Raw genomic sequence first — 19,185 nt, 5'->3', positions numbered from 1 at the left:
TTCATGACTGACACTGTCTGGGCGCCGGACGGCAGCAGCCTGGTGGTCCACGCGGACAACGCGGACTTCCTTCCCTCGCTGCCGGACGGCGTCTTCACGCTTATCTATGTGGACCCCCCGTTCAACACGGGCCGGGCCCAAAGCCGCCAGCAGACCACCATGGTGGCCAACGCGGACGGCACCGGCGACCGCGTCGGCTTCAAGGGGCGCTCCTACGACACCATCAAAGGGGCGCTGCACCGCTACGACGATGCCTTCAGCGACTACTGGTCCTTCCTGGAGCCGCGCCTCGTGGAGGCGTGGCGGCTGCTCGCCGAGGACGGCACCCTGTACCTGCACCTGGACTACCGCGAAGTGCACTACGCCAAGGTGATGCTGGACGCGATCTTCGGCCGGGAGTGCTTCCTGAACGAGATCATCTGGGCATACGACTACGGCGCCCGTGCCAAGAACCGCTGGCCCACCAAGCACGACAACATCCTGGTGTACGTCAAGAATCCAGCGAAGTACCACTTCAACAGCGCCGAAGTGGACCGGGAACCGTACATGGCGCCGGGCCTGGTCACACCGGCCAAACGCGAACTGGGCAAGCTGCCCACGGACGTCTGGTGGCACACCATCGTCTCCCCCACCGGCAAGGAAAAGACCGGGTACCCCACGCAAAAGCCGGAGGGCCTCATCCGCCGGGTGGTGGCAGCGTCCAGCCGGCCCGGTGACTGGTGCCTCGATTTCTTCGCCGGTTCCGGGACGCTGGGCGCGGTGGCCGCAAAGATGGACCGCAGGTTTGTGTGCGTGGACCAGAACCAGCCGGCCATTGACATCATGGCCCAGCGCCTGGGTGCCCACGCCCAGTTCACCGCCTACCCTCCCAACTAGGGGTCAGCGCGGGATCAGGGACGGACGACGGCGGTCCCGGTCCCCAGTTCCTCGATCCGGGCGAGGACGTCCGGCTCGGTGAGGTTCTCCCCCAGCAGGTTGGGCTTGCCGGTGCCGTGGTAATCCGATGATCCGGTGATCAGGAGGTCATGCTTGGCGGCCAGCCGCCGCAGGAACACGCGCCCCTCTTCCGGATTGTCCCGGTGGTCGATTTCCAGGCCCGCCAGGCCGGCGTCAATCATCTCCTGGTACACCCGCTCGCCCACGATCCTCCCACGCGAGGATGCCACGGGGTGGGCGAAGACAGGGACCCCGCCGGCGGCACGGACAAGTTCGACGGCGATGGCCGGCGCCGGTGCGTAGTGCTGGATGAAGTAGCGCGACCGCGAGGTGAGGATGGAGGCGAAGGCCTCCGAGCGGTCCTCCACCACGCCGGCGGCCACGAGGGCGTCCGCGATGTGGGGCCGGCCGAGGGTAGCCCCCGGGGCCACATGGTGGATGACGTCGTCCCAGGTGAGGGGGTAGTCCTCCGCGAGCAGGGTGACCATCCGTTCGGCACGCGTATGGCGCGCGTCCTTGGCCTTGGTGATTTCCTCGAGGAGCCCCGGGTGTTTCGGGTCATGCAGATAGCTCAAGAGGTGGACGCTGATGCCCTCCTCCGTCCGGCAGGAAACCTCCATCCCGGGGACCAGGGCTACTCCGTGCTCAATGGCTGCGGCGGACGCCTCATCCCAGCCGGCCGTGGAATCGTGGTCCGTCAGCGCAATGACGTCCATGCTGGCACGGGCAGCAGAAGCCATGACGTCTGCAGGATTCTCGGTGCCGTCCGAGACATTGGAGTGGGCATGCAGGTCAATCCTCACCTTTCCAGAGTAGTTGACCCGGCGTTCACCCTGCGTATGCGCGGCCGCAACGACCGGCCGGCCTTCCCGCAGGGCCCCGCACACGGGGCTCCGCCTGTTCGCGTAGCCGCGGAGCTGGTGAGACGATGGTGCCGTGAAAGATGCCGAAAACACCCCCACCTCTGCTTCCCAGCCACTGGAGGAGCGCGTCAACAACCGCTCGCAGCGGCCCAGCTCCGACGCTTTCAAGGCCTTCATGGCCGGCAACTGGGCGCCCGCCAGCCAGGAGCTCCCGGAGCGTGACGCCGTAGCCGGCTACGCCGCAACCCGGCGCAGGGCAATCTCCGGACAGTTCAAGGGCGAACGCCTGGTGATCCCTGCCGGCCCGTTGAAAGTCCGCTCCAACGACTGCGACTACCGCTTCCGTCCCCACTCCGGATTCGCGCACCTGACCGGGCTTGGCCTCGACCACGAGCCTGACGCCGTCCTGATCCTTGAGCCCGTCGCGGAAGGAAAGGGCGACGACGGCGGCCACCACCGGGCAACGCTTTACTTCCGGCCGCTGGCCGGACGCGACACCGAGCAGTTCTATGCAGACTCCCGGGCCGGCGAATTCTGGATCGGCGCGCGCCCCACCCTCGCCGAATTCGAGGCACGCCTTGGGCTGGCGACAGCGCACATCGACCAACTGGAGACCGCCATCACCAAGGACGTGGGCGCCCCGGAAATCGGCGGCATCTCCATCCGGCTGGTCCGCAAGGTGGACGAGAACATCGACGCGCTGGTGGACACTGCCCGCTACAACACAGCAAAGGATCCGGACAACCTGGACCTCGCCGTCCTCGATGCCCTGGACGAAAAGCTGAGCGAAGCCCTCTCCGAACTGCGCCTGATCAAGGACGATTGGGAAATCGAGCAGATGAAGCTCGCGGTGGCAGCCACTGTTGAAGGGTTCGAGGAAGTGGTGAAAGTCCTGCCGCGCGCGCTCACGCACGCCCGCGGGGAGCGCGTGGTGGAAGGCGCCTTCTTCGCCCGGGCACGCGAGGTAGGGAACGAGCTGGGATACGACACCATCGCAGCCTCCGGGAACAACGCCACGGTTCTGCACTGGACCCGTAATACGGGCAGGATCCATGCCGGAGAGCTCCTACTGCTGGACGCCGGCGTTGAAGCGGATTCCCTGTACACGGCTGACATCACCCGCACCCTTCCCGCCGGCGGCGTGTTCACGGACATCCAGCGCAAAGTCTACGAAGCAGTGCTTGACGCTGCTGACGCCGGCTTTGCCGCGGCACAGCCCGGGGCAAAGTTCCGGGACATCCACACCGCAGCCACCACTGTCCTGGCCGAGCGGCTTGCGGCGTGGGGGCTCCTCCCCGTGACAGTGGAGGAGGCCATCAGTCGCGAAGGCCAGCAGCACCGCCGCTGGATGCCGCACGGCACCAGCCACCATCTGGGCCTGGACGTCCACGACTGCGCCCAGGCCAAACGCGAGCTCTACCTGGATGGCATCCTCACCGAAGGAATGGTGTTCACCATCGAACCCGGCTTGTACTTCAAGGCCGAGGACCTGGCCATCCCGGAGGAATACCGTGGAATCGGTGTCCGCATTGAGGACGACGTCCTGATGGCGGCCGACGGGCCAATCAACCTGAGCGCTGCCCTGCCGCGCAAGGCCGAGGACGTGCAGGACTGGATGGCGGGTATCTACCGCGAAGCCGACGGAACCCTGGAAGCGTAAGCAGAAAAAACGGGGCCGCCGGAACATTGTGTTCCGGCGGCCCCGTTCTTGTCTTTGCCCGTTCGGCAGCCCGCAGTCTACTGCCGCGGCTCACCCGGGTGCTGCTCGGGTGCGTCCTGCTGGCCGTCAACGCGCTGCCCCGGCGTGTGCTGCTGGCCGCCCTCAGGGTGGCCGGCGTCAGAGTGGCCGGCGTCAGCGGCGGGAGCCTGCGGCAGCCGGACTCCATATTGCGGCCGCCCGTCCGGCAGGTCCGGGTAGCGAACTGCCCGTGCCGGAGCGGGCTGCTCCTGCGTGTCCTGGGCGGCAGCAGGCTGGCCCTGGTCCTCCTGGACCGGATGTGCCTGGGCGGAGGACCCCGAGGACTGCTGGCCGTAAGGATCGTTCCACCCTGACGGGCGGGCCGGACCCTGGCCGGGCTGGTTCTGCTGGTAGGGCTGGCTGTTGTAGTCGCGCTGGGTGTAGGGACCACCGCCGGCGGCCGCATCCGACCGGGTCATCGGCAACTGCTGGAGCAGGCGCCGGGCCTCGTGGGAAGCCTCCGGCGAGACCACGACGTCGTAGCTGGTGGCCACCACCTGGTTGGTGGAGGTGAAGTCCCGCTTGCCGCGCTGCATGGCGTAGGTGACGATGCCGAAGAGCATAAAGAACGCTGCGCCCATCAGTACCGAGGTAAGGATGGAGAAGTACCCCGGTGACGGTGCGAAGAAGGACAGCATGACACCCACGAACAGGCCGAACCACATGCCGCTCAGCGCTCCGGAAAGTGCAACCCGGGGGTAGCTCAGGCGGCCGGTCACCCGTTCCACCATCTTCAGCTCGTTGCCCACGATGGACACCATGTGGACCGGGAACTGCTGGTCCGCCAGGTAGTCCACGGCCTTCTGGGCATCCAGGTAGGACGTGTAGGAACCCACGGTATCGCCGGTGGGAACGGCCCGGGCTTCATCCATTCCGCCGGGCCCGCCGGCCTTGGGAGCACCAAATATGTTTGCCATACTCCCATTCTTGCCCATGAGCATGTGTGCTGCCTGTAAATTCAGCTAAAAGAGAGCAGACTCGGTAGCCTGTAGGAGTGAGCACAACTCCTACCCGCGTCTTCGTGGCGCGCCTTTTGGGCCTCGACGTCTTCGACCCGCTGGGCGACCGGCTGGGCCGGCTGCGCGATGTTGTTGTGCTGTCCCGGGGGACCCAGGGCGCACCGCACGTGGTGGGCATCGTCGTCGAAGTTCCCGGCAAGAAGCGCGTCTTCGTGCCGATGACGCGCATCACCTCCATTGACCAGACCCAGATCATCTGCACCGGGCTGGTGAACCTGCGCCGCTTCGAACAGCGCGGGGCCGAAACGCTGGTGGTGGCCGAGATGTTCGACCGCCGCGTCACCCTGCGGGACGGCAGCGGCGACGCCACCATCGAGGACATCGCCATGGACCAGCACCGCTCACGCGACTGGTTCGTCAGCAAGCTCTTTGTCCGCCGCGGCCATTCCCTGTCCCCGCTGAGCCGGCTCCGCCGGAACGAAACCCTGATCATCGACTGGGCCGACGCCCTCCAGGGCCCGCGCACCGAGCCGCAGGCCGCCACCCAGTTCGTGGCCAACCATGAGGACCTCAAACCTGCGGACTTCGCCGAAGCCCTTCAGGAAATGAGCGACAAACGTCGTTTCGAAGTGGCGAGCGAGCTGCAGGACGAGCGCCTGGCCGACGTCCTCCAGGAGCTCCCGGAGGATGACCAGGTGGAGATCCTCTCCGCCCTGGACGTGCAGCGCGCAGCCGACGTGCTGGAGGAGATGGACCCGGACGACGCCGCCGACCTCCTTGGTGAGCTCCCCTCGGCCCAGGCGGAGGAGCTGCTCCAGCTGATGGAGCCCGAAGGCGCGGAGGACGTCCGGCGCCTGCTGGAGTACGACGAAGACACCGCAGGCGGGCTTATGACCCCGGTACCGGTCATCCTTCCTCCCGAGGCCACGGTCGCAGAGGCCCTGGCCCACGTGCGCCGCGAGGAACTCTCCCCCGCACTTGCCTCCTCCATCTTCATAGCCAGGCCGCCGCTGGAAACGCCCACCGGCCGTTTCCTGGGAGTTGTCCACATCCAGCAGCTGCTCCGGTTCCCGCCGTTCGAGCCGCTCGGCAACCTGGTGGACAAGAACCTGGAACCACTGTCGGACCAGGCCCACATCAGCGAAGTGGCGCGCACGCTGGCTACCTACAATTTGAACTCCCTCCCCGTGGTCAATGACGCCGGCCGGCTTGTGGGGGCGGTGACTGTTGATGACGTCTTGGATCATCTGTTGCCGGATGATTGGCGCGCCCACGATGGCGAAGCCCCGATAAGAAGGCTTGGTGGCCGTATTGGCTGAGAGCAGCGCACCCAAGAATCCCAACCAGCGGATACCCGCCCGAAAAACGGCCGACAAGGGCAGCCTGGATACGCCACTGAGCGGGCGCCAGCGCATCCTGCCCAAGTTCTCGCCGGATCCGGACGCCTTCGGCCACGCCACGGAAGGCTTTGCCCGTTTCATGGGCACGCCGCAGTTCCTCGTCTACATGACGGTCTTCGTGGTCATCTGGCTGGCCTGGAACACCTGGGCGCCGCTGGCGTGGCAGTTCGATTCCCGCGACCTCGGCTTTACCCTGCTCACCCTGATGCTGTCCCTGCAGGCCTCCTACGCCGCACCGCTTCTGCTGCTGGCCCAGAACCGGCAGGACGACCGCGACCGCGTCTCGCTCCAGCAGGACCGCCAGCGCGCCGAGCGCAACCTCTCCGACACGGAGTACCTGACCCGGGAACTCGCATCCCTGCGGATTGCGCTGCGCGAGGTTGCCACGCGCGACTACGTCCGTGCCGAGCTGCGTTCACTGCTTGAGGACATGCTGGAGGCCCAGGAGGAGCTCCGGACCCATGATCCCTCAGGCCAGGGGCAGCACGAATCCCCGCGCGACAAGGTCAAGGAAAAACTCAAGGAACAGCGTGACCGGCAGCGCAGCCCGCGCACCCAGCAAATCCCCCGGGTCAAGCCCGGCCATTCCACCCAGGACCGTTAATGAGCGAACCCATTGCCAACACTGCGTTGGCTGAGGCAGTCAACGCTGCCCTGGCCACGGTTATCGACCCCGAACTCCGCCGCCCCATCACCGAACTGGGCATGGTTGAATCCGTCTCCGTAGACGACGCCGGCAGGGCCAGCCTGGTTGTCCTGCTCACCATTTCCGGCTGCCCCCTGCGGGAGACCATCACGGCCGACGCCACAAAGGCGCTGCTGGCAGTTCCCGGCGTGGCCGCCGTCGACGTTGAACTCAAGGTGATGACCCAGGAACAGCGCGATGCCCTCAAGGAGCTGCTCCGCGGCGCCGGAGGCCAGCGCGGGATCCCCTTCAACGAGCCCGGTTCCCTGACCAGGGTCTACGCGGTGGCAAGCGGCAAGGGCGGGGTGGGCAAGTCCTCGGTGACCGTCAACCTTGCCTGTGCCCTGGCAGCCCAGGGCATGCGCGTCGGCATCGTGGACGCGGACGTCTACGGTTTCTCCGTCCCGGCCCTGATGGGCATCACGCAGCCGCCCACCCGGGTGGATGACATGATCCTCCCCCCTGTCGCGTACGGGGTGAAGGTGATTTCCATCGGCATGTTCGTCAGCGGCAACCAGCCCGTGGCCTGGCGCGGGCCGATGCTGCACCGCGCCTTGGAGCAGTTCCTCACCGACGTCTATTTCGGCGACCTGGATGCCCTGTTCCTCGATCTGCCGCCCGGCACCGGCGACATTGCCATCTCGGTGGCCCAGCTGCTGCCCAAGGCGGAAATCCTGGTGGTCACCACGCCGCAGGCGGCTGCCGCCGACGTCGCCGAGCGCGCCGGCGCCATCGCCACGCAAACGGGCCAGAAGGTGGCGGGAGTCATCGAGAACATGTCCTACCTGGAAATGCCCGACGGCGGCAGGATGGAATTGTTCGGCAGCGGCGGCGGGCAGGTCCTCGCCGAACGGCTGACGGCAACGGTAGGGGCGGAGGTGCCGCTGCTGGGCCAGATTCCGCTGGACATCCAGCTGCGGGAGGGCGGGGACGCGGGTGTGCCCATCGTCCTGGGCCAGTCCGGGACTCCTGCTGCGGCGGCCCTGTCAGGTATCGCTGGGCAGCTGGCAGCAAAACCGCGTGGGTTGGCCGGCATGAAACTGGGGCTTCAGCCGCGCTGAGCCGGCGCCAGCCATCCAGCGAGGCTCAGCCAGTTGGGTGCCGGCAGCCGAATGCAGTGCCGTGAAACCCGTGCAGGCGTTCTAGGTGGCTTCGGTGTCGAAGGGGGCAGCTTCGCCCGGCGGCAGTGACTGGATCACGCGTTCAGGCCGCTTCGGCGCGGTGTCGGCTGCCACGGCGGCGGCTCCGGAGACGGCGGCCACTGCGGCCGGCGCGCCGGCGCTGACGGGTTTGGAATCGTCGTCGAGGAGCGCCTCTTTAATGATGCGCCGGGGATCGTACTGCCGGGGGTCGTACTTCTTCCAATCGACATCATCGATGTCGATCCCGACTTCTTCCTTGATCTGCTCGCGGGCACCGGAGGCCATGCGCCGGACTTCCTTGACCAGGTTCGCCAGCTTCTGGGTGTATTCGGGCAGCCGCTGGGGGCCGATCACCAGAACGCCAATGATCAGCAGAAGAAAGAACTCCGGGCCGTTGATTCCAAACACTTTAGGAAGATTACCCTCTCCGGGCTGCCAGTGACGATTTCAACCCGGGGCCCGGGAGAAGTGCATGCGCTATGGGGTGAAAAAGGCCACGATCCGGTTCGCTCCCCGCTGCAGCCGCGTGGTGAGCGGCTCCCCTCCTGCTTCGGGGGACGCCGATGCTCCGGCGGCAACCCCTTCTTCAGCCCTGGCGCCCAGGCGCTGCAGGATGGCGACGGCGTCATCGGCCCGTTCCGCCGGCAGGTCGGACTCGTAAGTGAAGCTGTGCCCCGGTGTCCGGTAGGTTGCCAGCCACGGCGATGACTGCCACACGCGAAGATTGGTATCCGCTTCCCGGTGCGCAGTTCCGCCCTGTTCTCCACCGCCTTGGGCGGGAAGCCGCTGTTCGGTCACCGTGGCGTAGTGGGACCCGTCCGTCAGCCGCAGCTCCACCGCCGGCTGCCCGTTGAGCACCGTGGCCTTCGCCGACTCAAGGTGGAAGCCCATCGCTTCAAGTTCCGGGCAGGCCCAGCCTTCGGAGCGAAGCAGGGTGAGCTGTTCAGCGTTCAGCTGCCTGCCATCCGCCGGTGTCCGGGACGAGACCTGCGAGAAAGCAGCCGGGTTCCCCAAGGCCTCCCCGGGCAGGGGATCCCCTGCCGCAGCAAAGGCGCCTGCAGCCAGGACAGCCGCCGCGGCCGTGCTGCCGCCGGCGGCCAGCGCCAGGACCCGGACAGCCGTGCGGGGCTGCGCGGGCCGTTGCAAGGGAACCTGGGGGACGGCAGCCAGCTCCTGCGTCCGGGCCAGCAGCCGGGCTGTCAGGTCATCGCTGGCGGGAGGGATAGGGGCATCGCGGAGCCGCTCCAGGTACTGGCGTTCCCGCCGCACCGCTGCAGAGCATTCCTGGCAGGACCGGAGGTGGCTGCTGGTGCGCTGGTGCCTGCGTCCGAAGGGAGTCGGGGACCTCATGCGCCGTTCAGAGGATGCCGGCGATACGCGGCATGGACAGTTTGCGGCGCGACTGCTGGGGACGCGGGTCCCGGTGTGCCAGCTTCTCCCGAAGCATGGTCCGGCCGCGGTGGATCCTCGAGCGGACGGTGCCCAGCTTCACGCCCAGCGCTTCCGCCACTTCATCGTAGGACAGGCCTTCGAGGTCGCAGAGGACGACGGCGGCGCGGAAGTCCGGGGGAAGTTCCTCCAGCGCAGCCTGGACGTCCAGGTCCAGGTTGTTGAGCTCGAAGCTCTGTTCCGGACCGGGCTCGCGGCCGGGAAGCCGCGACTCCGCATCCTCGGCGAGGGCGTCGAACCTGATCCGGGTTTTCCGGCGCGCCTGGTCCAGGAAGAGGTTGGTGGTGATCCGGTGCAGCCAGCCGTCAAGCGTGCCTGGCTTGAAGTTCTCCAGTGAGCGGAAGACGCGGACAAACACCTCCTGGGTGAGGTCCTCGGCGTCGTACTTGTTGCCCGTCAGGCGGTAAGCCAGCCGGTAGACCTTCGCCGAGTGGTTGGTGACCACTTCTTCCCAGGTGGGACGAACCCACTCAACCTCAGGATGGTTTGTTGCAGGGACAGGTGCCACAACTGAAGATGACATCGTCCACTCCCCTCGTGGAATACTAACGCCCGGATACTGTTGACATCTCTGATTCGGCGCCGGTCACCTTTTGGATGAGCGGATATTAATCATTTCAAACTTGTCTGGGAATTTCCTGATTGTGGAAAAGTTCAGCCCTAGGCGCAACCGCCCGCCTCCCCTGCCGTTGCCGCCGGACACAGTAGGCTGTAAAGGACATTCCCTGCCGCCCAGAAAGCGAAACCCATGAGCGCCGACAAGTCCACCAGCTGGTCCTATGCAGAAGATCTTCCTGCTGAGGATGAGGTCATGCTTCGGGCCAGGGAGCGCTCCTTCGAGCTTGGCGTGACACCCATTGGCCCGGGAGTGGGAGCAGTCCTCACTGTGCTGGCTGCCGCGTCCAAAGCCCAGACCGCCGTCGAGATCGGGACAGGGGCTGGAGTTTCAGGTGTGTGCCTGCTCCGCGGCCTTGGCCCACAGTCCGTGCTCACCACCATTGACGTGGACGTCGAACACCTTCGGGCGGCGCGGGAGGCGTTCTCCGAGGCGGGCAGCCCGGCAAACCGTACCCGGACCATTTCCGGCCGGGCGGGCGACGTCCTTCCCCGCCTGACAGACCGTGCCTATGACCTGGTGTTCATTGACGCCGACAAACCCGGGCTTCCCCGATACGTGGAACAGGCCATCCGGCTACTGAAGCCTGCAGGGCTGCTGATCATTAACGACGCGCTGGACAAGGACAAGGTGGCCAACCCGGCAAGCCGCGAAGCCAACACCGTGGTCCTTCGCCAGGTGGGCAAGGCGATCCGCGACGACGACAGGCTCGCTTCGGCCATGCTCCCCACCGGCGACGGCCTGCTGGTAGCGGTCAAGAAATAGGATCCGAAAAAGGCAGGGCCCGCAGCCGGTGGCTGCAGGCCCTGCCTTTTCACGATTATTCGGTAACGCCGACCAGGCATTCCTTGAGGTTGGCTGCCTCGGCAGCGTTCAGCTCGACCACCAGACGCCCGCCGCCTTCGAGCGGGACGCGCATGATCAGGCTGCGGCCCTCCTTGGTGACTTCCATTGGGCCGTCGCCGGTGCGTGGTTTCATAGCCGCCATGAGGAATTCCCCTCCATTTAGTCCCAGGACTGATCAGCCCGGGCGGGCTGTGTCCGCATGTAGATCAAAGCTGCCATGGCGGAGTGGTTGGACACCGCCCGGGCTGCGCGTATTCTGAATGCTTTTTGTCCTTGCTTACTAACTATTATCGCGGAATTACCCGCACGTAGCTAATCGATGGACATTTCCTGCGTGCCGCTATTTCCGCCCTGACCTGCGCGGAAGCCCCAATGGCCAGGGTGGATAATCCCCTGGCTAGGGAGGGTAATCCCCTCCGCCCGGCAATTGCGCCCAGGCCCACAGCCACACGATCCAGACAATCTGCAGCAGCAGGAACATGAGCACCACCGTCCCGCGGTAGGCCCGGGACCTGGAGGCCAGGGCGGCTCCCAACGCCAGCGGAAACAGTGGCAGCAGCATGCGGAAGGTGCTGGTCTGCGGATGCAGGAACACCACCAGGTAGGCCATATAGCAGGCGCACCACAAGCGGAGTTCGACGCCGAGCTGCCGGACGGCGGGCAGGAAGAGCATGGCGGCGAAGAGCGCCACGTAAATGAAGGGGGCCAGTACTCCCAACACCGGCCCGAAAAGGCTGATGCCGGTGTCGAACCATGGCTTGAAGGGCACCAGGTCGTGGCCGCGCCATACCGTTTCCGTTTTGGTGTAGGCCTGGATGTCTCCGGTGGCCGCCCAGGCTGCCGCGGGCCAGGCGAGCGCCATGGCGCCTCCGACGCCGGTCAGGACGGCGAGTGCTGCGAGGTCACGGGTGGCATGGGTTCCTTCCCGCTGCCCTGCGGGCGGTGGTGCATTGCGGAACCGATCTTTGCCGAACCGCGCCCAGAGACGGTGCAGGAGGAGCAGCCCCAGGGTGGCGGCAAAGGGAACGCCTACCGGGCGGGACAGGCACAGGAGCACCACCACGGGAATGGCCCAGAGGTACTGCCTCCGGATCACCAGCAGCAATGCTGCGGCGAGGAGCAGCAGGGACAGCGGTTCGGCATATGGCACCTGCAGGACGGCCGAGACGGGGAAGGTAGCGAAGAAGGCAACACCCCAAAGCGCGGGCGCGTGGGAGGCCTTGTGCCGGAAAAGGACGTAGACAACCAGCGCCGCGCCCCAGCCCGCAAGCATGGCGATGATGGTCAGGGCAGCTGCGGGAGCCATGCCGGTAAGTCCGCTGAGCCCTCCGGCCAGGGCAGGAAACAAGGGATAGAAGGCCCACGTGTTTTCCTGGACGTTGCCTGCGGCGTCCGTCGGGAGGACGGAAGGGTAGCCGCCGGCAATGACCTGGGCATACCAGCGGGCGTCCCAGATGTTGATGAAGTTCCAGTAATCGGGCTTGGCCGGGAACCAGGGGTTGGGGCCCTGGTGGAGGGCAGCAGCCATGAAGATGCAGGCGCTGGCCAGGCGGGCGGCCAAGTAGATGGCGGTAACCTGCAGCCACCACGGCAAGCCCCGGAGGGCCGTTCCCGCCTGCCCGGCTACCCCTTGAAGCGAGGGGAGGATGCCTGCGCGGCGCCGCGCCACTGTGCTCACAGCGTGTTCTCTCCAGTGGGCCCGGTCCCGCCGGGTTCCGTGGCGGCGTCCTCCTGCAGGGCCAGCAGCTCTGCCCGCAAGGCGTCAATCTCCTCCTGTTTGGAGGCGAGCTGGTCCCGCAACTCATCCAGGACCTGGTCCACCTGGTTCATCCGGTAGCCCCGGAGGCCAAGGGAGAAGCGCACGCGGTCCACATCCTCCGGCGCGGCCCGGGCAGGAAGCAGGACAGGGGGAAGGTTGGCAGGCGGCTGTTCAAAGCCGCCGTCGAGCAGGACGGGCAACGGACCGTTGCCTTTCCTGCCGGAACGCAGCCCGAGGCCCACCCAGAAAACTGCCCCGACCAGCCCGATGGCCAGGAAAACCAGAAAGAAACTCACCGTTCCATCGTGCCAGACCGGGTGGCTGCTGCCAGCCCGGACACCCGGGCGGGACCGGCTACTCCGGCCGCTGCTCTCCCTTGAAGGAGGGCGTAACTGCCCCGTGGAGCACACGATCAACGGCCTCGGCTGGATCGTCAACCACCTGGATCAGGTCCAGGTCCTTTTCGGAGACCATGCCTTCGGCCACCAGGGTGCCCCTGATCCACTCGATCATTGGACCCCAGAAGTCGACGCCGAGGAGGACGATCGGGAAGGATGTCACCTTCCGCGTCTGCACCAGGACCATGGCCTCGAACAACTCGTCGAGGGTTCCCAGCCCGCCGGGCAGGACGATGAACCCCTGGGCGTATTTGACGAACATCGTTTTGCGGGCAAAAAAGTACCGGAAGTTGATGCCCAGGTCCACCCACTGGTTCAGGCCCTGCTCGAACGGCAGCTCGATCCCCAGGCCCACGGACACGCCGTTGCCCTCCACGGTGCCGCGGTTGGCGGCCTCCATGGATCCGGGGCCGCCGCCGGTGATGACGGCAACGCCGGCCTCCGCCAGTTTCCGCCCCACCTCCACGCCCATCTCGTAGTAGGGGCTGCCGGGCTTGGTGCGTGCTGAACCGAAGACGCTCACGGCCTTGCCGATGTCCGCCAGGGCACCGAAGCCTTCCACGAACTCGCTCTGGATTCGCAGGACCCGCCAGGGATCGGTGTGGACGAACTGCCCGGGGCCCTTGGTATCAAGCAGATGCTGGTCCGACATCTCCACGGCCGCTTGTTTGCGGCGCAGCTCAAGGGGCCCCTTGCGGCGTGGTTGGGAATTTCTTGCCGGATCTGCACTGATGCTCATTCCCCTAGGCTAACCTGCCAGCCGGAGGTATCTCTTGAATCACGATCCGCAGGAACATGGGGTGATTCGCGTCATAAGCCTGTGTTGTTCGCTAGATTCTTCCTATGACTACTCATGTGCCCGGCGATGCCCTCGTCTCCCTGAACGCCGTAAACAAGCATTACGGCCAGCTGCACGTACTGAAGGACATCAACCTCCAGGTCCGCAAGGGCGAGGTTGTTGTGGTCATCGGGCCTTCGGGCTCCGGTAAGTCCACCCTTTGCCGCGCCATCAACCGCCTCGAAACCATCGAAGGCGGGACCATCAGCATCGATGGAAAGGTCCTGCCCGAGGAAGGCAAGGAACTGGCGCAACTGCGTGCCGACGTCGGAATGGTCTTCCAGTCCTTCAACCTTTTCGCCCACAAAACCATCCTCGAAAACGTGACCCTCGGGCCCATCAAGGTCAAAGGCGTCTCCAAGGCAGCCGCGGACAAGGACGCAATGGCGCTCCTTGAACGCGTTGGCGTGGGCCACCAGGCCCCGAAGCTCCCGGCGCAGCTGTCCGGCGGGCAGCAGCAGCGCGTCGCGATCGCCCGGGCGCTGGCCATGAAGCCCAAGGTCATGCTCTTTGACGAGCCCACCTCCGCCCTCGACCCGGAAATGATCAATGAGGTCCTGGACGTCATGATCCAGCTGGCCAAGGAGGGCATGACCATGATCGTGGTCACCCACGAGATGGGATTCGCCCGCAAGGCCGCGGACCGCGTCGTATTTATGGCGGACGGCCAGATCGTTGAGGACGCCACCCCGGAGGAGTTCTTCACCAATCCGAAGAGCGACCGCGCCAAGGACTTCCTGTCCAAGCTCCTCACCCACTGATCCACCCGGACAAACACTCCAAGTTCGCACCCAGGCCGTGACCCACGGCCGCAATGAAAGGAATGTCATGAAGGCATTTATGACCCGGCGGAAGTCATTCTTCGTGGCGGCTACCGCCGCTCTCGCCCTGTCCCTGAGCGCCTGCGGCGGGGGCGGCACCGACGCCGGGGGCGATCCCTCGGTTGCTGCAGAGCCCACGTTCGCTGCCGGCACCACCATGGAAAAGCTCGCCTCGGCCGGCACCATCAAGATCGGCACCAAGTACGACCAGCCCCTCTTCGGCCAGGTGGGCCTGGACGGCAAGCCCATCGGCTTCGACGTCGAGATCGGCAAGCTGATCGCGGCCGAGCTGGGCATCCCGGCTGACAAGATCGAATGGTCCGAGACTGTTTCCGCCAACCGCGAGCCGTTCATCGAACAGGGCAAGGTTGACCTGGTCATCGCCACGTACACCATCAACGACAAGCGCAAGCAGGTCGTCAGCTTTGCGGGCCCGTACTACGAGGCCGGCCAGGCGCTGATGGTCAACGCAGACAATGACTCCATTAAGACCCCCGAAGACGTCCGCGGCAAGAAGGTGTGCTCGGTGACGGGCTCCACCCCGGCCGCCACCATCGTGGACCAGTACGGAGCGGAACTCGTTCCGGCTGCAACCTACTCGGCCTGCCTTGAGCCGCTGCGCAACAAGCAGGTAGAAGCCGTCACCACGGACAACGTGATCCTGGCCGGCTTCGTGGACAAGGAGCCGGAAGCCTTCAAGCTCGCCTCCGACGAGACCTTCACCAAGGAGCCCTACGGCATCGGCCTGAAGAAGGACGACACCGAGTTCCGCAACTGGATCAACGACCAGCTGGAAAAGTTCGAGGAAAACGGGTCCTACAAGAAGGCCTGGGAGGACACTGCGGGCTCGGTCATCAAGACTGCCCCCGAGCTGCCCGAGATTGACCGTTACTAAGTAACCCCAGTGGTTGCCGGGGCTGCTCCGCGGCCCCGGCAACCACCGTCTCCGCTTCCGTCCACGCCCACATCCAAAGGATCCTATGGACGTCATTCTTGAGAACCTTCCCCTCTACTGGAACGGTTTTCTTCGCACGCTTTTCCTCTCCGCCGTTTCCGGCGTCATCGCGCTGGTACTCGGCACCCTCCTCGCAGCAGCCAGGGTTTCCCCTGTGGCAGCGCTCCGCGGATTCAGCACCGTTTATGTGGAGGTCCTCCGGAACACTCCGCTGACCATTGCCTTCTTCTTCGCCGCAATTGTCCTTCCCCGGCTCGGAGTGAAGTTCGAGCAGTTCGAAATTGCCGCCATCATTGCACTGAGCACCTACACCGCAGCGTTCATCGCCGAAGCTGTCCGCTCGGGTGTCAACAGCGTTCCGGTGGGCCAGGCCGAAGCGGCCCGCAGCATCGGGATGAACTTCGGGCAGGTCCTGAACCTCATCATCCTGCCGCAGGCCCTGCGGACGGTGGTCCCGCCGCTTATCAACATCCTGATCGCACTGGTCAAGAACTCCTCGGTTGCCGGCGCATTCTTCGTCCTGGAGCTGTTCGGCTACGGCCGGCAGCTGGCAAACGCCAACGGTGACGCCGTCATCCCCGTCCTGCTGGGCGTTGCGTTCTTCTATCTGCTCCTCACCGTTCCGCTGGGCATCCTGGCCAGCACGGTGGAACGAAAGGTGGCGATTGCCCGATGAGCTCAGTCCTCTACGACGTGCCAGGCCCCAAAGCCCGGCGCATTTCCCTGATCGGATCCATCGTGGGTTCGCTGCTGATCCTGGGCCTGCTGGCCTGGATCATCATGACTTTCGCGCAGCAGGGCATCTTTGAAGGACGCCGCTGGCAGATCTTCACCCGGGCCGATGTATGGACGCTCCTGGGCAACGGCCTGGGCGCAACGCTCAGCGCTGCAGCCCTCGCGGCTGTCATCGCCTTCCCCCTGGGCCTGCTGCTCTGCCTGCTCCGCATCTCGGATGTGGCCTTCATCCGGATCCCCATCCGGGTGGTGCTGGAATTCCTCCGCGGCATGCCGGTAGTCCTCATGATGCTGTTCGTCCTGCTGGGCTTCGGCACCTCGCCGTTCATTGCTGTTGTCACCGGCCTGGTGCTGTACAACTCCGCAGTGTTCGCCGAAATCATCCGTGCCGGCATCCAGTCGCTGCCCAAGGGGCAGCGAGAGGCCGGGCTTGCCATCGGCCTGACCAGCTTCAAGTCACGCATGCTGATCGAGCTGCCGCAGGCGATCAGGCGCATGATGCCGTCCCTGGTGGCGCAGATGGTGGTGCTCCTCAAGGACACCTCGCTCGGCTACATCGTGGCGTACGGCGAGCTCCTTCGCGCCGTGCAGGTCATGGCGGACTTCCTGGGTACGCAGTTCCTGTTCCCGATCTTCTTCGTGGCGGCAGCCATCTACATCGCCATCAACATCCTCGTTTCGAGGATCGCGGTGTGGATCGAGCGGCGCGGATCGAAGAAGGCGGCTGGCGGCGTGGCTAAGGCCGAGCCCGAAAAGGCTGAAGCACCCGTTCCCTGATCGTTCTCCCTGCAACGATGGCCCGGACCAACTGGTCCGGGCCATCGTTTTAAGTTCAGGTTGCGAGCCAGTCCTGCAGCGCCCGCAGGCAGGCGCGGATGGCATCCGCGTGGACGTGTTCGTTGTCCTTGTGGGCCAGCAGCGCGTCCCCCGGACCGAAGTTCACCGCCGGGATCCCCAGCTCGCTGAAACGGGCGACGTCGGTCCAGCCGTATTTGGGCTTCGGCTCGGCTCCCACGGCGGCAACGAAGGACGCGGCAGCCGGGTGGTTCAGTCCGGGCCGGGCTCCTGCGGCAGCATCCGTGCGCACAACGTCGAAACCCGCCAGGAGCTCCCGCACTACGGCTTCAGCCTGGTCGGGGTTTTTGTCCGGCGCGAACCGGTAGTTGATTTCCACCACGCACCGGTCCGGAATCACGTTGCCGGCCGTACCGCCGTTGATCTTCACGGCGTTGAGGCTTTCACGGTACTCGAGCCCGTCCACCGCGATGGTCTGCGGTTCGTAACCGGCCAGCCTCGCAAGGATGGGTGCCGCGGCGTGGATGGCGTTGCTGCCCATCCAGGCGCGGGCGGAGTGGGCCGCCTCCCCCACCGTTGCCACCTCGAACCTGCTGGTGCCGTTGCAGCCGCCCTCCACCGTCCCGTCCGTCGGTTCCAGGAGGATGGCGAAGTCGCCGTGGAGCAGGTGGCCGTGGTTTCGGACCAGGCGCCCCAGGCCGCTCTTGACGGCTTCCACCTCCTCGTGGTCGTAAAACACGAAGGTGACGTCCCGCTTCGGCGCGGCGCCGTCGTCGAACATTGTGGCCGCCAGGGCCAGCTGGACCGCCACGCCGCCCTTCATGTCCGTGGCGCCCCGGCCGTACAGGATCCCCTCCCCCGGGATACCGGACTCCCAGCTGGAAGGCACGGTCCCTTTGGCACCCCCTGCCAGCGGCAGCGGCACCGTATCGAGGTGCCCTGCAAGGATGACGCGCTCCGGGCGGCCCAATTCGGTGCGGGCAATGATCGAATCGCCGTCACGGAGCACGCTCAGCTGGGGAATGGCCAGCAGGGCCGCCTCCACGGCGTCCGCGAGTTCCTTTTCGTTCCCGGACACGCTGTCGATGTCCATGATGGCGGCAGTAAGGAGCGCAACATCCTGGCGGAGGTCGAGCTGCAGGGTGGAAGGCTGGGGAGTGGTTTCGGCAGTCACGAAGCCAGTCTAGTTCGGACCCTGTCCCCGCCCGTCGATAGACTGGGGCCATGACTGAGACTGCTTCTTCTGCCGTGCCCGAAACCTCGCCTGCATCCACTGACCACCGCTCTGCCTACGGCTTCGGCGTGGCCACCGTTTCCACCAGGGACGCCAGCGTCCTGGATGTCTGGTTTCCTGCTCCGGCCCTTGGCGTGGCCGCCGAAAACCTGCGTTCGGTCGAGAACGCGGATGAGGCGCTGACCAGCATTGCCGAAAATGGTGCCGACCAGGACCGCGGCACCGAGCAGAAGGTCGTTTTCGTCCAGATCCACCTCGATGAAGCCCCGGCAGATACCGCCGACGCCTACCTGCGGCTGCACCTCCTCTCGCACCGCCTGGTCCGCCCCAACACCATCAACCTCGACGGCATCTTCGGCAGGCTCCCCAACGTCGTGTGGACCAACTTCGGACCCGCCGCCGTGGAAGGCTTTGAGCTCACGCGGGCGCGGCTGCGCCGCCGCGGCGCCGTCACCGTCTACGGCATCGACAAGTTCCCGCGCATGGTGGACTACGTCGTTCCTTCCGGAGTAAGAATTGCCGACGCCGACCGGGTGCGGCTGGGTGCGCACCTGGCCGAAGGAACCACCGTGATGCACGAAGGCTTCGTGAACTTCAACGCCGGAACCCTGGGCACGTCGATGGTGGAAGGCCGCATCTCGGCCGGCGTGGTCACCGGCGACGGCAGTGACGTGGGCGGCGGGGCTTCCATCATGGGCACGCTTTCCGGGGGCGGCAAGGAAAAGATCACCATCGGCGAGCGTGTGCTGCTGGGGGCAAACTCCGGCGTGGGCATCAGCATCGGTGACGACTCCGTGGTGGAAGCCGGCCTGTACGTGACGGCCGGGACCCGGGTGCGGGTACCGGGGCCCAAGGACGAGGTGGGCGAGGACACCACCAAGATCGTGAAGGCTGCCGAGCTGTCCGGTGTGCCCAACCTGTTGTTCCGCCGCAATTCCACCACCGGCGCGGTAGAGGTCCTCCCCCGTAAAGGCCAGACCGTGGAACTGAACGACGCCCTCCACGCCAACTGATCA

General features: G+C 65.8%; 21 protein-coding genes. 11 read left to right on the top strand and 10 right to left on the bottom strand.

Annotated elements, in window-relative coordinates:
* Positions 1-3: 3 nt before the first annotated feature.
* A complete protein-coding gene (locus tag ACIQF4_RS01685) occupies positions 4-876 on the top strand; it encodes a DNA-methyltransferase (protein WP_400513996.1) in 873 nt (290 codons plus the stop codon).
* Between the two features lie 14 nt (positions 877-890).
* Here the strand turns inward: ACIQF4_RS01685 and ACIQF4_RS01680 are convergent, their stop codons facing one another.
* Positions 891-1,739, bottom strand: coding sequence for a PHP domain-containing protein (locus ACIQF4_RS01680; RefSeq protein ID WP_400513994.1), 849 nt, complete (start codon positions 1,737-1,739; stop codon positions 891-893).
* 133 nt (positions 1,740-1,872) lie between these two features.
* Here ACIQF4_RS01680 and ACIQF4_RS01675 point away from each other — a divergent pair, with 133 nt between their 5' ends.
* A complete protein-coding gene (locus ACIQF4_RS01675) occupies positions 1,873-3,459 on the top strand; it encodes an aminopeptidase P family protein (protein WP_400513992.1) in 1,587 nt (528 codons plus the stop codon).
* A gap of 77 nt (positions 3,460-3,536) precedes the next feature.
* Here the strand turns inward: ACIQF4_RS01675 and ACIQF4_RS01670 are convergent, their stop codons facing one another.
* Positions 3,537-4,454 carry a general stress protein gene (locus ACIQF4_RS01670; RefSeq protein WP_400513990.1) on the bottom strand — a complete coding sequence of 306 codons (918 nt, stop codon included), beginning with the start codon at positions 4,452-4,454 and terminating at the stop codon, positions 3,537-3,539.
* Positions 4,455-4,531: 77 nt separating this feature from the next.
* Here ACIQF4_RS01670 and ACIQF4_RS01665 point away from each other — a divergent pair, with 77 nt between their 5' ends.
* From ACIQF4_RS01665 to ACIQF4_RS01655, 3 genes are read left to right on the top strand one after another with little or no spacing between them, the layout of a single operon-like run.
* Entirely contained in the window at positions 4,532-5,815 is a 1,284-nt protein-coding gene (locus ACIQF4_RS01665) for a magnesium transporter MgtE N-terminal domain-containing protein (RefSeq protein WP_066277496.1), read from the top strand.
* Positions 5,799-6,500, top strand: coding sequence for a DUF1003 domain-containing protein (locus ACIQF4_RS01660; RefSeq protein WP_400513989.1), 702 nt, complete (start codon positions 5,799-5,801; stop codon positions 6,498-6,500). Before ACIQF4_RS01665 ends, ACIQF4_RS01660 begins: the two co-directional genes overlap by 17 nt.
* Entirely contained in the window at positions 6,500-7,642 is a 1,143-nt protein-coding gene (locus ACIQF4_RS01655) for an Mrp/NBP35 family ATP-binding protein (protein ID WP_400513987.1), read from the top strand. Before ACIQF4_RS01660 ends, ACIQF4_RS01655 begins: the two co-directional genes overlap by 1 nt.
* Before the next feature lie 81 nt (positions 7,643-7,723).
* Here ACIQF4_RS01655 and ACIQF4_RS01650 read toward each other — a convergent pair whose 3' ends face one another.
* The 3 genes from ACIQF4_RS01650 to sigE all read right to left on the bottom strand — a co-directional run bounded on the left by ACIQF4_RS01650 (position 7,724) and on the right by sigE (position 9,695).
* Positions 7,724-8,131, bottom strand: coding sequence for a Sec-independent protein translocase TatB (locus tag ACIQF4_RS01650; protein WP_350001865.1), 408 nt, complete (start codon positions 8,129-8,131; stop codon positions 7,724-7,726).
* Between the two features lie 69 nt (positions 8,132-8,200).
* On the bottom strand, positions 8,201-9,073 hold the full coding sequence (locus ACIQF4_RS01645) for an anti-sigma factor (protein ID WP_400513986.1): 873 nt from the start codon (positions 9,071-9,073) through the stop codon (positions 8,201-8,203).
* Positions 9,074-9,080: 7 nt separating this feature from the next.
* Positions 9,081-9,695: an RNA polymerase sigma factor SigE gene (gene sigE / locus ACIQF4_RS01640; protein WP_350001868.1), complete on the bottom strand. Its 615-nt coding sequence runs from the start codon at positions 9,693-9,695 to the stop codon at positions 9,081-9,083.
* 225 nt (positions 9,696-9,920) lie between these two features.
* Here sigE and ACIQF4_RS01635 point away from each other — a divergent pair, with 225 nt between their 5' ends.
* Positions 9,921-10,553, top strand: a complete 633-nt coding sequence (locus tag ACIQF4_RS01635) for an O-methyltransferase (RefSeq protein WP_350001871.1) — start codon at positions 9,921-9,923, stop codon at positions 10,551-10,553.
* Between the two features lie 55 nt (positions 10,554-10,608).
* Here the strand turns inward: ACIQF4_RS01635 and ACIQF4_RS01630 are convergent, their stop codons facing one another.
* The 4 genes from ACIQF4_RS01630 to ACIQF4_RS01615 all read right to left on the bottom strand — a co-directional run bounded on the left by ACIQF4_RS01630 (position 10,609) and on the right by ACIQF4_RS01615 (position 13,530).
* Complete coding sequence (locus ACIQF4_RS01630) at positions 10,609-10,776, bottom strand: DUF3117 domain-containing protein (protein ID WP_009357720.1); 168 nt, start codon at positions 10,774-10,776, stop codon at positions 10,609-10,611.
* Between the two features lie 255 nt (positions 10,777-11,031).
* The gene (locus ACIQF4_RS01625) at positions 11,032-12,312 is read right to left on the bottom strand and encodes a hypothetical protein (RefSeq protein WP_400513984.1); all 1,281 of its coding nucleotides are present in this window, start codon (positions 12,310-12,312) and stop codon (positions 11,032-11,034) included.
* Complete coding sequence (locus ACIQF4_RS01620) at positions 12,309-12,689, bottom strand: DivIVA domain-containing protein (RefSeq protein ID WP_400513982.1); 381 nt, start codon at positions 12,687-12,689, stop codon at positions 12,309-12,311. The genes ACIQF4_RS01625 and ACIQF4_RS01620 overlap by 4 nt, the downstream gene beginning before the upstream one ends.
* A 58-nt stretch (positions 12,690-12,747) precedes the next feature.
* On the bottom strand, positions 12,748-13,530 hold the full coding sequence (locus ACIQF4_RS01615) for a TIGR00730 family Rossman fold protein (protein WP_104185063.1): 783 nt from the start codon (positions 13,528-13,530) through the stop codon (positions 12,748-12,750).
* Positions 13,531-13,634: 104 nt separating this feature from the next.
* Here ACIQF4_RS01615 and ACIQF4_RS01610 point away from each other — a divergent pair, with 104 nt between their 5' ends.
* From ACIQF4_RS01610 to ACIQF4_RS01595, 4 genes are all read left to right on the top strand, one after another.
* Complete coding sequence (locus ACIQF4_RS01610; protein WP_231456382.1) at positions 13,635-14,390, top strand: amino acid ABC transporter ATP-binding protein; 756 nt, start codon at positions 13,635-13,637, stop codon at positions 14,388-14,390.
* A 67-nt stretch (positions 14,391-14,457) separates the two neighbouring features.
* Complete coding sequence (locus tag ACIQF4_RS01605; RefSeq protein ID WP_350001877.1) at positions 14,458-15,345, top strand: glutamate ABC transporter substrate-binding protein; 888 nt, start codon at positions 14,458-14,460, stop codon at positions 15,343-15,345.
* Between the two features lie 85 nt (positions 15,346-15,430).
* On the top strand, positions 15,431-16,081 hold the full coding sequence (locus tag ACIQF4_RS01600; RefSeq protein WP_102974984.1) for an amino acid ABC transporter permease: 651 nt from the start codon (positions 15,431-15,433) through the stop codon (positions 16,079-16,081).
* Positions 16,078-16,917, top strand: a complete 840-nt coding sequence (locus tag ACIQF4_RS01595; protein WP_350001878.1) for an ABC transporter permease subunit — start codon at positions 16,078-16,080, stop codon at positions 16,915-16,917. The genes ACIQF4_RS01600 and ACIQF4_RS01595 overlap by 4 nt, the downstream gene beginning before the upstream one ends.
* Positions 16,918-16,972: 55 nt before the next feature.
* On the opposite strand, the gene dapE is transcribed toward ACIQF4_RS01595, so the two are convergent.
* On the bottom strand, positions 16,973-18,109 hold the full coding sequence (gene dapE / locus ACIQF4_RS01590) for a succinyl-diaminopimelate desuccinylase (RefSeq protein ID WP_400513979.1): 1,137 nt from the start codon (positions 18,107-18,109) through the stop codon (positions 16,973-16,975).
* A 50-nt stretch (positions 18,110-18,159) separates the two neighbouring features.
* Between dapE and dapD the strand changes: the two genes are divergently transcribed.
* Positions 18,160-19,182 carry a 2,3,4,5-tetrahydropyridine-2,6-dicarboxylate N-succinyltransferase gene (gene dapD, locus ACIQF4_RS01585; RefSeq protein ID WP_350001881.1) on the top strand — a complete coding sequence of 341 codons (1,023 nt, stop codon included), beginning with the start codon at positions 18,160-18,162 and terminating at the stop codon, positions 19,180-19,182.
* Positions 19,183-19,185 lie beyond the last annotated feature (3 nt).

This window comes from Pseudarthrobacter sp. NPDC092202 (assembly GCF_044755505.1).
GTDB lineage: Bacteria > Actinomycetota > Actinomycetes > Actinomycetales > Micrococcaceae > Arthrobacter.
This window is presented reverse-complemented; position numbering and strand designations above follow the sequence as displayed.

Coding starts and splice junctions, on each gene's coding strand:
- ACIQF4_RS01630 (WP_009357720.1), bottom strand. CDS start 10,776: ATGGCGGCTATGAAACCACGCACCGGCGACGGCCCAATGGAAGTCACC.
- ACIQF4_RS01595 (WP_350001878.1), top strand. CDS start 16,078: ATGAGCTCAGTCCTCTACGACGTGCCAGGCCCCAAAGCCCGGCGCATT.
- ACIQF4_RS01615 (WP_104185063.1), bottom strand. CDS start 13,530: ATGAGCATCAGTGCAGATCCGGCAAGAAATTCCCAACCACGCCGCAAG.
- ACIQF4_RS01670 (WP_400513990.1), bottom strand. CDS start 4,454: ATGGCAAACATATTTGGTGCTCCCAAGGCCGGCGGGCCCGGCGGAATG.
- ACIQF4_RS01685 (WP_400513996.1), top strand. CDS start 4: ATGACTGACACTGTCTGGGCGCCGGACGGCAGCAGCCTGGTGGTCCAC.
- ACIQF4_RS01655 (WP_400513987.1), top strand. CDS start 6,500: ATGAGCGAACCCATTGCCAACACTGCGTTGGCTGAGGCAGTCAACGCT.
- ACIQF4_RS01635 (WP_350001871.1), top strand. CDS start 9,921: ATGAGCGCCGACAAGTCCACCAGCTGGTCCTATGCAGAAGATCTTCCT.
- ACIQF4_RS01610 (WP_231456382.1), top strand. CDS start 13,635: ATGACTACTCATGTGCCCGGCGATGCCCTCGTCTCCCTGAACGCCGTA.
- ACIQF4_RS01600 (WP_102974984.1), top strand. CDS start 15,431: ATGGACGTCATTCTTGAGAACCTTCCCCTCTACTGGAACGGTTTTCTT.
- sigE (WP_350001868.1), bottom strand. CDS start 9,695: ATGTCATCTTCAGTTGTGGCACCTGTCCCTGCAACAAACCATCCTGAG.
- ACIQF4_RS01605 (WP_350001877.1), top strand. CDS start 14,458: ATGAAGGCATTTATGACCCGGCGGAAGTCATTCTTCGTGGCGGCTACC.
- ACIQF4_RS01645 (WP_400513986.1), bottom strand. CDS start 9,073: ATGAGGTCCCCGACTCCCTTCGGACGCAGGCACCAGCGCACCAGCAGC.
- dapD (WP_350001881.1), top strand. CDS start 18,160: ATGACTGAGACTGCTTCTTCTGCCGTGCCCGAAACCTCGCCTGCATCC.